Origin of the sequence: Phocaeicola faecalis (assembly GCF_021730445.1) — a bacterium.
GTDB lineage: Bacteria > Bacteroidota > Bacteroidia > Bacteroidales > Bacteroidaceae > Phocaeicola > Phocaeicola faecalis.
The window spans coordinates 99,886-111,578 of record NZ_JADNRM010000014.1; the positions used below are offsets into that span (position 1 = coordinate 99,886).

General features: G+C 44.9%; 7 protein-coding genes and 1 pseudogene. All 8 read left to right on the forward strand.

Going from position 1 to position 11,693, the window contains the following annotated elements:
* Positions 1 to 39 precede the first annotated feature (39 nt).
* Positions 40 to 1,362: a TolC family protein gene (locus tag IR173_RS13145; protein WP_237040053.1), complete on the forward strand. Its 1,323-nt coding sequence runs from the start codon at positions 40 to 42 to the stop codon at positions 1,360 to 1,362.
* A gap of 26 nt (positions 1,363 to 1,388) precedes the next feature.
* Complete coding sequence (locus IR173_RS13150) at positions 1,389 to 2,420, forward strand: efflux RND transporter periplasmic adaptor subunit (RefSeq protein ID WP_237040054.1); 1,032 nt, start codon at positions 1,389 to 1,391, stop codon at positions 2,418 to 2,420.
* A 17-nt stretch (positions 2,421 to 2,437) separates the two neighbouring features.
* Positions 2,438 to 5,608: an efflux RND transporter permease subunit gene (locus IR173_RS13155; RefSeq protein WP_237040055.1), complete on the forward strand. Its 3,171-nt coding sequence runs from the start codon at positions 2,438 to 2,440 to the stop codon at positions 5,606 to 5,608.
* Between the two features lie 17 nt (positions 5,609 to 5,625).
* Positions 5,626 to 5,919 carry a PG0541 family transporter-associated protein gene (locus IR173_RS13160; protein ID WP_237040056.1) on the forward strand — a complete coding sequence of 98 codons (294 nt, stop codon included), beginning with the start codon at positions 5,626 to 5,628 and terminating at the stop codon, positions 5,917 to 5,919.
* Positions 5,920 to 6,058: 139 nt separating this feature from the next.
* Positions 6,059 to 7,426, forward strand: a complete 1,368-nt coding sequence (locus IR173_RS13165) for an SGNH/GDSL hydrolase family protein (RefSeq protein WP_237040057.1) — start codon at positions 6,059 to 6,061, stop codon at positions 7,424 to 7,426.
* Positions 7,413 to 8,378, forward strand: a complete 966-nt coding sequence (locus IR173_RS13170) for a GDSL-type esterase/lipase family protein (protein ID WP_237040058.1) — start codon at positions 7,413 to 7,415, stop codon at positions 8,376 to 8,378. The genes IR173_RS13165 and IR173_RS13170 overlap by 14 nt, the downstream gene beginning before the upstream one ends.
* A complete protein-coding gene (locus tag IR173_RS13175) occupies positions 8,356 to 9,837 on the forward strand; it encodes an MBOAT family O-acyltransferase (RefSeq protein ID WP_237040059.1) in 1,482 nt (493 codons plus the stop codon). The genes IR173_RS13170 and IR173_RS13175 overlap by 23 nt, the downstream gene beginning before the upstream one ends.
* A 954-nt stretch (positions 9,838 to 10,791) precedes the next feature.
* Positions 10,792 to 11,693, forward strand: a pseudogene (locus tag IR173_RS13180) (VapE domain-containing protein); the annotation flags it as partial.

Consider the following 11,693-nt stretch of genomic DNA (forward strand, 5'->3'; position numbering starts at 1 on the left):
AACTAAATTAGTCACTTAATAATAAAGAGTAAACAGTAAATGAAGTTTTTTTTAAAGCCTAAGTTAGCCTTGTTGTTGCTGGCAGTGGCAGCAACACAGAGTGCACGAGCACAAGATACATTAAGGGTTACTTTACAGGAAGCGGTCAGGATAGCGTTGAGCGAGAATCCGACCATTAAAGTAGCCGGTCAAGAAATCAAACTCAAGAAGGAAGCCCGCCGGGAAGCCTACTCAGGCTTGTTTCCCGAAGCCAATTTAGTGGGAAGTTATTCACGAGCCATCAAAAAGCAATCTTTCGCTATGGAGGGAAAGGTGATTGAAGTGGGAACGGACAACACGTATAGCGGCGGTTTGTCTGTGAGTCTGCCTGTCTTTGCACCTGCACTTTATAAGAGTATCAGTCTGACAAAGACGGATGTGGATTTGGCAGTGGAAAAAGCGCGGTCTTCGCGTCTCGATATGGTGAACCAGGTGACAAAGGCCTTTTATCAGTTGCTTTTGGCGCAAGATAGTTACGAGGTGCTGCTGAAAAGTTATAAGCAGAGCGAAGACAACTATCATGTGGTGAAAGCCAAGTATGAGCAGGGCTCTGTCAGTGAGTACGATAAAATCAGTGCGGAAGTGCAGATGCGCAGCCTGAAACCGACGGTCGTGTCTGCTCGTAACGGGGTGAATCTGGCTACTCTGCAACTGAAAGTTTTGATGGGAATGGAAGCGGAAGTAAATGTAGCAGTGGACGGTAACCTGAAAGATTACGAAATGTCCATGTTTACTCGTCAGGCAATGCCGCGGCCTAATAATCTGATAAACAACAGTACATTGAAGCAGTTGGAACTGAATGCGTTGCAACTGAAACAAAATCTGAAGTTGCAATATACCAATTTCATGCCTACACTGTCTGCCAGCTTTCAGTATATGTACACTTCTATGAATGATAACTTTAAATTCAAGGAGTATGACTGGCGACCTTATTCAACTCTTGGGCTGAATCTGACTATCCCTTTGTTTAAGGGAAGTAACTTCACTAAGTTGAAACAAACCCGTATTCAGATGAAACAGCTCGAGGAGAATCGTATCAATACGGAACGCCAGCTCACCATGCAGGCTACCAGTTATCTGGACAATATGGCGGCAAGTACCGAGCAGGTAGTCAGCAACAAAGAGGCCGTATTCCAAGCAGAAAAGGGACGGACTATTGCTGAAAAAAGATATGAAGTAGGTAAGGGGACTATCTTGGAGTTAAATAGTTCGGAGGTAGCTCTGACAGAAGCGAAACTCACCTATAACCAGTCCATTTATGACTACTTGGTGGCAAAGGCTGACCTTGATTTGGTGATGGGCGAAGAAGTGGTAACAGAATAATAACAACATAACATAAAGATAACAGTATGAAAAAAAGTTTTCAAATAGCAGCTTTGTTGGTGGTCGCTTTGCTGAGCGCTTGTTCAGGCGGGGCAGAGAAGAAAGAAGGAGCACAGGAAGGGGTCGCACAGGTAGATAAACCGGTGGTGAAATTGGCATCTGTGACTTCGCGTGAGGTGGAGCAAATAGAAGAATATACCGCCACCGTGGAAGCTGAAGCAAAAAACAATATAGCACCGACCTCTCCGGGGCGCATTGATAAAATATTTGTCGAAGTGGGCGATTATGTTTCCAAAGGTCAGAAACTGGTGCAGATGGATGCTGCCAGTCTGAAGCAGTTGAAGTTACAACTGGAAAATGAGGAAACGGAGTTTAAACGTGTGGATGAATTGTATAAAGTGGGTGGCGCTTCCAAGTCGGAATGGGATGCCGCCAAGACTACATTGGATGTACGTCGTACTTCTTACAATAACTTGCTTGAAAATACGCAGTTGTTGAGCCCTCTGAATGGTGTGGTGACTGCGCGTAATTTTGATAATGGTGATTTGTATTCGTCTGCTGCTACCCCTGTATTGGTGGTTGAACAGATAACTCCGGTTAAACTTCTTATTAATGTATCCGAACCTTATTTCCCAAAAGTGAAGAAAGGAATGGATGTGAACGTGAAGTTCGATGTTTATGGCGATGAAGTATTCGAAGGAAAAGTAAGTCTGGTATATCCTACTATTGATGCGGCGACTCATACTTTCCCGGTCGAGGTGAAACTGACCAATACCAACCAGCGAGTACGCCCGGGTATGTTCGGACGTGTGACGCTCAGCTTCGGTACGATGAGTCATGTCGTGGTTCCCGACCAAGCTATTGTGAAGCGTGCCGGTTCGGGTGACCGTTATGTATATGTATACAAAGACGGTAAGGTATCTTATAATAAGGTAGAGCTCGGACGTCGCATGGATACCGAATATGAACTGCTTTCGGGAGTAGATGATAACTCTCAGGTAGTTGTTGCAGGCCAGACCCGTCTGGCCGATGGAGTAGAAGTTGAAGTAAGTAAATAATTAAAGAGTATAATTATATGAGTTTATACGAAGGAGCAGTTAAGAAACCGATTATGACCTCACTTTGCTTCCTTGCGGTGGCAATCTTTGGTCTTTTCTCACTGTCTAAACTTCCGGTAGACTTGTATCCGGATATTGATACCAATACCATTATGGTAATGACATCTTATCAGGGTGCCAGTGCTTCCGATATAGAAAATAATGTGACTCGCCCGTTGGAAAATACATTGAACTCGGTGAGTAACCTGAAACATATCACGTCTAAGTCTTCCGAGAATATTTCAGTGATAACCCTGGAATTTGAATACGGTTACGATATTGATGTGCTGACGAATGATGTTCGCGATAAACTGGATATGGTGAGCTCGCAACTTCCTGATGAAGTGAATACACCGATAATCTTTAAGTTCAGTACGGATATGATTCCTATCCTGCTGCTTTCCGTTCAGGCGGAAGAAAGCCAGCCTGCACTCTACAAGATATTGGATGATAATGTAGTGAACCCTTTGGCGCGTGTTCCCGGTGTGGGTACCGTGTCTATTGCCGGTGCGCCCAAGCGTGAGGTAAATGTTTATTGTGATCCGAACAAACTGGATGCTTACGATTTGACTATCGAAACAATCAGTTCTATTATCGGTGCCGAGAATAAGAATACGCCGGGCGGTACGTTCGATGTGGGTAGCAATACTTATTCATTGCGCGTGGAGGGAGAATTTAAAGACCCGCGCGAGATGGCGAATATTGTGGTGGGTACACACAATGGTGCATCTGTCTATCTGCGTGATGTAGCAAAGATTGTGGACTCAGTGGAAGAACGGGCACAGAAAACTTACAACAACGGCGTGCAAGGTGCCATGATTGTTGTTCAGAAGCAGTCAGGAGCCAATTCGGTAAATATTTCCAAGAAGGTAATGGAACAGTTGCCTAAGCTGCAGAAGTCACTTCCCAGTGATGTGAAACTGGGTGTGATTGTCAATACATCAGATAATATATTGAATACCATAGACAGTTTGTCGGAAACCATTATGTACGCCATTCTTTTTGTGGTGTTGGTTGTATTTATCTTCTTGGGACGTTGGCGTGCTACAGTGATTATCTGTATCACTATTCCGATGTCGTTGATTGCCTCTTTTATCTATTTGGCTATTACGGAGGGGGGCTCGTTGAATATCATTTCGTTGTCCTGTTTGTCTATTGCTATTGGTAACGTAGTGGATGACGCCATTGTGGTTTTGGAGAATGTGACTACTCACATCGAACGTGGTTCCGAGCCCAAACAGGCAGCTATTCATGGTACGAATGAGGTGGCTATTTCTGTTATCGCATCTACGCTGACCATGATTGCCGTGTTCTTCCCGCTGACTATGGTAAGCGGTATGTCGGGGGTATTGTTCCGTCAGTTGGGATGGATGATGTGTGTGATTATGACTATTTCTACCATTTCAGCTTTGTCGTTCACTCCAATGATGTGTGCCCAAATGCTTCGTTTGCAGAAAAAACAAAGCAAGTGGTTTATTGCTTTTTATAAACCGATTGAACGTTCGTTGGACGCACTGGACGGTTGGTATCAGCATCGTTTGAATTGGGCGGTACGCCATCGTAAGACGGTGATTGCAGGATGTTTCGGATTCTTTGTGCTCAGTTTGATTTGTGCAAAGGGTATCGGTACGGAGTTTTTCCCGTCACAGGACAATAGCCGTATTTCCGTACAGCTTCAGTTGCCTATCGGCGCACGTGTGGAACGTGCACAGACATTGGCTCAAGAGCTGACTGAGAAGTGGCTGAAAAAATACGATGGAGTGATGCGTGTCTGCAACTACACAGTGGGACAGGCGGATGCCGATAATACTTGGGCTTCTATTCAGGACAACGGCAGCCATATTATTTCGTTTAATATCAACCTGTATAATCCTGCCGACCGCGAGATGACACTGGCAGAAGTCTGTGACGGTATGCGTGAGGACTTGAAAGCATATCCCGAACTTGATAAGGCACAGGTAATCCTGGGTGGTAATAGTGGCGGTATGGGCGGACAGTCTACAGCAGATTTTGAAATTTATGGTTATGATTTTACGGATACCGATAAAGCGGCTGCTGATTTGAAGGCTGCCTTGCTGAATGTAAAAGGTGTATCGGAGGTCAACATCAGTCGTCAGGATTATCAACCGGAATATCAGGTGGATTTTGACCGTGAGAAACTGGCTTTGCAAGGGCTGAATCTTTCTACTGCCGCCATGTATTTGCGTAACCGTGTGAATGGTGCTTTATCGTCTTACTATCGTGAAGATGGTGACGAATATGATATCAAGGTGCGTTATGCTCCTGAATTTCGTACCAGCATTGAAGATTTGGAGAATATCCTTATCTATAATAATGCCGGAAAAGCTGTTCGTGTAAAAGATGTGGGAAAAGTGGTTGAACGTTCGGCTCCGCCTACCATCGAGCGTAAAGACCGTGAGCGTATTGTTACGGTGTCTGCGGTAATATCGGGTGCTCCTTTGGGTAGCGTGGTGGCAGAAGGCAATGCTATTATCGACAAGATGGATTTGCCTAGCGGAATCAGTATCCAGGTAGCAGGTTCGTATGAAGACCAACAGGATTCGTTCGGTGATTTGGGTACATTGGCAGTACTGATTATCATCTTGGTATTTATTGTGATGGCGGCTCAGTTTGAATCACTTACTTATCCGTTCATTATCATGTTCTCTATCCCATTCGCATTCAGTGGTGTGTTGATGGCGCTCTTCGGAACGGGAACAACGCTGAATGTTATGAGCTTGTTGGGTGGTATCATGTTGATTGGTATCGTGGTAAAGAACGGTATCGTATTGATTGACTACATTACACTGTGCCGTGAGCGTGGTATGGCGGTTATCCATTCGGTGGTGACAGCCGGTCGCAGTCGTCTGCGCCCTGTGTTGATGACTACGCTGACTACTATCTTGGGTATGGTGCCGATGGCTATCGGAGGTGGAGAAGGTTCTGAAATGTGGCGTCCGTTGGGTGTTTCCGTAATCGGTGGTCTGACTGTATCAACGGTGTTGACATTGATTTTGGTTCCTGTGCTTTACTGCTCATTTGCCGGTACAGGCATTAAGCGTGCCCGTAAGAAAATGAAGTCAAGCCGTGAGCTGAACGATTACTATCAGTCACACAAAGAAGAGATGACTAAAGGAAAAAATATATAAATCATAAATTCAAAGATATGAAATCAGTATTCATCACATTCGACCAAGCCTTTTATGAGCGTATCCTGGCATTGCTCGACCGTCAGAACTGTCGTGGGTTCAGTTATTGGCAGCAGGTACAGGGACGCGGTAGCGTCAAGGGCGAGCCTCATTATGGCAGTCATGCATGGCCGAGTATGTGTTCGGCTATCATTACTGTTGTAGATGATGCGAAAGTAGATCCTTTACTTGATGCTCTGCACAAAATGGATAAGGAGACCGAACAATTGGGACTCCGTGCCTTTGTGTGGAACATAGAAAAGACAGTTTAAAATATGCATTGCCGGGAGTGTGTCAAAAATCTAAAGTAACAGACACACTCCCGGCTAACATTTTCTTTTTTATCCTTCTTCATACAGATTCTCGTCTAAAAAATCACTACTTTTGCGCCTGATTCACAAATAGCATAGTATGAAAAATTATATATCAGCCACTTTCTTTCTCACACTTCTGGTAGTAGGAGCCTTATTGGGGCTGTATTTTCTTCCGCCGATGAAATTGAACGGTGAGCAGCTTCGTAAAGTCGACTTGCTGGCCGATATTCGTCCTGATATAGAAGAAGTGGCCGATTCTGACACTATCGTTCTTCCTCCTCCTGTGAAACCGATTTTTGTGGATACCTGCAAAACAGGGATGACTTGTATAGAAGATTATTCCGATTCTACCATGAGGGGAATGAAGCATTTTTATGAAGCGCTTTCTTCCATAAAAACAATGAAACGTCCTGTCCGCATTGCTTATTTTGGTGATTCTTTTATCGAAGCGGATATTTTTACGGCCGATTTGCGTGAGAGACTTCAGAATGAATTTGGAGGCTGCGGAGTAGGCTATGTACCTATAACCAGTTCTATCAGTGGCTATCGTCCCACAGTCCGTCACTCTTTTGGCGGTTGGAGTAGCCACTCGAGCAATGATTCCATAGGCTTCGACAGGAGTCAGCAAGATATTTCCGGACATTACTTTTTTGCTCGCGAAGGAGCATACGTGCAACTGAAAGGCCAGTCTAAATATGCTTCTCGTTTGGATACGTGTGAAGTGTCCACTCTCTATTACTTAAACAAAGGATTTGCCGGCATTCGCTCTCAAATAAATGGGGGAACAGGCGTTTTACACGAAGAGCCGGGAGACGATAGATTACAGATGCTTTCTGTAGAGGGACGGATAGGACAAGTAAAATGGAGTGTGGAACAGTCTGATTCTGTTACTTTCTTTGGAGTGGCAATGGATGGCAAGCGAGGGGTGGTTGTAGACAATTTCAGTGTGCGCGGCAGTAGCGGTTTACACTTGCGGAGTATCCCTTTGAAAACATTGAAAGCGTTTCAGCGTGTGCGTCCTTATGATTTGGTCGTTCTTCAGTATGGACTGAATGTGGCAACCGAACGCGGTGTGAATTATGAGAATTATAAAAAAGGTATGCTTACGGTGATAACTCATCTCAAAGAGGCTTTCCCCGAAGCTGCTATTTTATTGGTGAGTGTGGGTGATCGCGAATTTAAGGATGAAAAACGAAATGGAGAATTACGTACTATGCCGGGGGTGAAGAACTTGATTCGTTATCAACAGTCTATTGCAGCCGATAGCCGGATTGCTTTCTGGAATATGTATGAGGCTATGGGCGGGGAAGGAAGTATTCTTGATATGATAGACCGGAAGATGGCAAATCTCGATTACACGCATATCAATTTCAAAGGAGGAAAACATCTGTCGGGCATTTTGTTTGAGACATTGATGTATGGTAAGGAACAATACGAAAAGCGGAAGGCTTATGAAGCGGAATAAAACAAACAGATGCCTGGTCGTGGTAGTGACAGTGGTATTTATGCTTTGTCCGTCTCTTTCCGGTCTTTATGCTCAAGATCCACTTCCGCCGATAGCCCGTGTATTGGAACCATTGCATTTGCCGGGGCAGACTAAAGAAATGCATTCGTCCGGCCGGCTTATTGTATGTCACGATTCTTTGCCTGACAATTTTAAGCATACGGCAGACAATGTGATAGAGGACAGTACGCGTTCACTGCTTCCATTTTTTCGGAAACTGAATGAGATGAACGGACCAGTACGTGTCGTTCATATTGGTGATTCTCATGTGAGGGGACACGTTTATCCTTTGGTTACTCGTCGTCGGTTGGAAAGTGATTTCGGTGCTGAGGCTGTTTATCCCGATAGTATAACCTACCGCACGGATGGGCTGGCACACGAAACGGGCGAGCCCGGACTTGTTTATCATATAATGGGGGTGAACGGGGCTACCTGTGTCACCTTTACCACAGAAGATAAGATAAAAAAAATAGCTGCTCTTCAGCCCGATTTAGTTATTCTTTCTTTTGGAACAAATGAGGCACACAGCCGTCGCTACTTGGCTCCGGCACACGAAATGCAGATAGATCGTCTGCTTTCAATGTTGAAAAAGGCTTGTCCCGAAACGGTTTTTCTTTTAACTACTCCTCCGGGAGCGTATGTAGGACGTCGTCGTTCACGGGTTATCAATCCGAGGACAGTGACTGTGGCGCGTATCATCCGGGAATATGCATGCAAGCATGGGATGGCTGTGTGGGATATGTATACCGTGGTGGGAGGGAAGACCGACGCTTGCAAAAATTGGACGCGTAATCACCTGTTGAGGGCGGATGGCATTCATTTTACTCCCGAAGGATATCGGCTGCAAGGTAACTTATTACATCAAGCATTAATTAAAGCGTATAACGAGTATGTGGCAACTGGATTGGAATAAATTGGCAGAGCTGTTGACTTATAATGCCAAACAACCGATGATATTTAGTAGCGGATTGTTTTTGTTTCTGTTTTTGGGCTTCAGCCTAATATATTTGTTATTGCAGAAGAAGGACACGGCGCGCATTTTGTTTGTATCTCTGTTTTCCTATTATTTTTATTATAAGAGCAGTGGCTTTTATTTCTTTTTATTGGGAGTAGTGACGGTTACAGACTTTTTTTTGGCAGGACGCATGGCTGTGACGGAAAGTAAATGGGGCAGGAAAGGGCTTCTGTTGTTGAGCTTGTCTGTCAATTTGGGACTGCTTTGTTATTTTAAATATACCAATTTCTTTTATGAGATACTGGCTCCGTTGTGGAACGGTAAGTTTCAGCCGTTGGATATCTTTCTGCCGGTAGGTATTTCGTTTTTTACTTTCCAGTCATTGAGTTATACCATTGATGTATATCGTCGGCAGTTGCAGCCGCTGAATCGTTTGTTGGATTATGTGTTTTATGTCTCTTTCTTTCCTCAGTTGGTGGCAGGTCCTATTGTTCGTGCGCGTGATTTTATTCCTCAGATTCGTGAGCCGTTGATGGTTTCACGAGAGATGTTTGGTATGGGGGTATTCTTCGTTGTCAGTGGTTTGTTTAAGAAGGCAGTCATCTCTGATTATATTAGTGTGAATTTTGTTGAGCGCATTTTCGACAATCCCGCTTTGTATTCGGGAGTAGAGAATCTGTTTGGAATTTATGGTTACGCGTTGCAAATTTATTGTGATTTTTCAGGTTATAGCGATATGGCAATCGGCATCGCCTTGCTGCTCGGTTTTCATTTCCCGATGAATTTCAATTCCCCTTACAAGGCGGACAGTATCACTGATTTTTGGCATCGCTGGCATATTTCTCTGTCCACTTGGCTGCGTGATTATTTGTATATTTCATTGGGAGGAAATCGCAAAGGGAAAATCCGTACCTACATCAATCTGTTTCTCACCATGTTATTGGGAGGACTGTGGCATGGGGCATCTTGGAATTTTGTTATTTGGGGTGGCTTTCATGGCGTGGCATTGGCTGTACACAAGTTTTGGCGTAATCTTTTGGGCAAACCCAAGACTGCTGTGAGTCATGGTATCCGAAAGTTTTTTGCCGTGATTCTTACGTTTCATTTTGTTTGTTTCTGTTGGATATTCTTCCGTAACAGTACTTTTGAGGCGTCGGTAACGATGATAAAACAAGTATTTACCGCTTTTCATCCCGAAGTATTTGTGCAGCTTATCGAAGGATATTGGAAAGTCTTTGTGTTGATGGGAGTAGGTTATTTATTGCATTTTGCTCCTGATAATTGGCAAGACACTTGTTGTCGCGGAGTGGTTAGGCTGCCTTTATTGGGAAAGGCGTTATTGCTGGTAGCATTAATTTATTTGGTTATTCAGATAAAGAGCAGTGATATACAACCGTTTATTTACTTCCAATTTTAGCTCGTTGTTTAAATTTCAAATTCTTCCTTCCTCCTTTCATTGACCGCTGAAACACCCTGTTGATAGGGGTTTCGGTAGTGAATGGACATCTCGTCACCACCCTTTCAGCCTCCTTTTATTTGTAAAGCTTCTTCCGGCTTTAGAACTTTTTCGATAACACTTTACGGTAGGGGCGGACCCATGTGTCCGCCCAATGACCCCAATAACTTAAAGTGAACTGTTCTCAGGCAGACACATGGGTCTGCCCCTACAGAAAACGGCAGGCTGAAAAGAGGTGTAGAAAGTACACAAGGGATTGTGAAGGGACTTGGAAAGCGCGGCTGAAGGGAGGAGGAGGGGATGTGCTGTCATTCTTAACCGACTGATTATGTGAGTGTTTTAATTAAAATGTAAGGATGAACGGAAAAGAAGGATAATCGGCTTAATGAGGGGATGATGCAATCTGCCCCTACATGAAAAACATACCGAGCTTTTTTAAAAAGATGCCGAGCTTTTCTGAAAACACAACGACCTTTTTAAAAAACATCAAGGTCTTTTTGGAAAACCTCAAAGTCTTTTTTGCAGCATGGGAGTGTGTCAAAACTAAACCGGGCTATCCCATCGTCAGTTGTAGGGGCAGGGTTTGCCTGCCCGAAGACACAAAGCAAACTGTTTTCGGGCGAGCAAACCTCGCCCCTACGCACGAAACGACAGCATTATCCACATTTTGCACCCCCCTGTTTGTAAAGTGTGTAGTGTGTACGTACGCATCTGTCTACACATACGGTGGCATAAGCCCACACGTACGTACGCATCGGCCTACACGTACGTACGCATGAGCCTGCACGTATATATGTCATTGTGTCAGGCTCCGTCATATTGAAGTGCCGGGATTGGATTAGTTTGTCTTCCCTCTTGACAAAGGCTTTTTTATGTTGTATATTTGTAGTTCGTCAAATCTAAAAAGAAGTGCTCATGAATGTATTCGCCACTCTCAAAACAGTCTTCTTCGGAAGCAAATTCCTGTCAGCTCCTGTTCCCTCCGACGGAACACCACGCCGTGACCTCGTATCCGCCCTCAACGGACTGATGCCGCTTTGTCGGACCATGCCCGGTGTGCACCTGGCAGTGGATATCCGCGAAGGCCGGGTAGCTTTGGTGCTGGACTGGACTCCGCGCACCGACAGAAATGCGCTGGCGGGCAGTTACCACTATATCGTTTCTGATGAAGACGGAGTGAAGGAAGTGGACAAATCACAGGTTCTTCTTGCTGAAAACGGCAAGGGAAATTTGTTGGAAAGCAGAAACGGTTTTTCCGGATGTCCGACAGACTTAACGGAAGAAACGGAGGAAGATTCCGTGCGACCGGGAAGCGTTCGAAAGGTCATGAATACTGTAGGCTCGAAAGACATTAAAAAGGAAGTCGAACCAACATCTTTGGAAGATATCCGAAAGGAACTCAGAGTGAAGTCCTCGAAATATATTGAAAATAAAATCGGAGTGATATCTTCGAAAGACATCCGAAAGGAGCCCGGACTGAAGTCCTCGAAAGATATTGAAAAGGAAGTCGGACCGATATCTTTGAAAGACACTGAAAAGGAGTCCGCGCCAATATCTCCGGAAGAAACTGTTAAGAAGGCGAAATCACGCTCCTTGATGCAGGAAGTGACCGCTTTTCTCACCTCCCGCTACCACTTCCGGTTTAACGTGCTGACCGAGGAGACCGAGGTGGCGGGCGTGGAACACGGTATTCCTGATGACCACTTGCGCTACGCCAAGGTGGACGAACGGTGGATGAACTCGCTCAGTCTGGAGGCCATCGAAGCGGGCATAGACTGCTGGGACAGGGATATCCAACGCTTTGTGCGCTCGCGCCG

Coding starts and splice junctions, on each gene's coding strand:
- IR173_RS13145 (WP_237040053.1), top strand. CDS start 40: ATGAAGTTTTTTTTAAAGCCTAAGTTAGCCTTGTTGTTGCTGGCAGTG.
- IR173_RS13175 (WP_237040059.1), top strand. CDS start 8,356: ATGTGGCAACTGGATTGGAATAAATTGGCAGAGCTGTTGACTTATAAT.
- IR173_RS13160 (WP_237040056.1), top strand. CDS start 5,626: ATGAAATCAGTATTCATCACATTCGACCAAGCCTTTTATGAGCGTATC.
- IR173_RS13165 (WP_237040057.1), top strand. CDS start 6,059: ATGAAAAATTATATATCAGCCACTTTCTTTCTCACACTTCTGGTAGTA.
- IR173_RS13150 (WP_237040054.1), top strand. CDS start 1,389: ATGAAAAAAAGTTTTCAAATAGCAGCTTTGTTGGTGGTCGCTTTGCTG.
- IR173_RS13170 (WP_237040058.1), top strand. CDS start 7,413: ATGAAGCGGAATAAAACAAACAGATGCCTGGTCGTGGTAGTGACAGTG.
- IR173_RS13155 (WP_237040055.1), top strand. CDS start 2,438: ATGAGTTTATACGAAGGAGCAGTTAAGAAACCGATTATGACCTCACTT.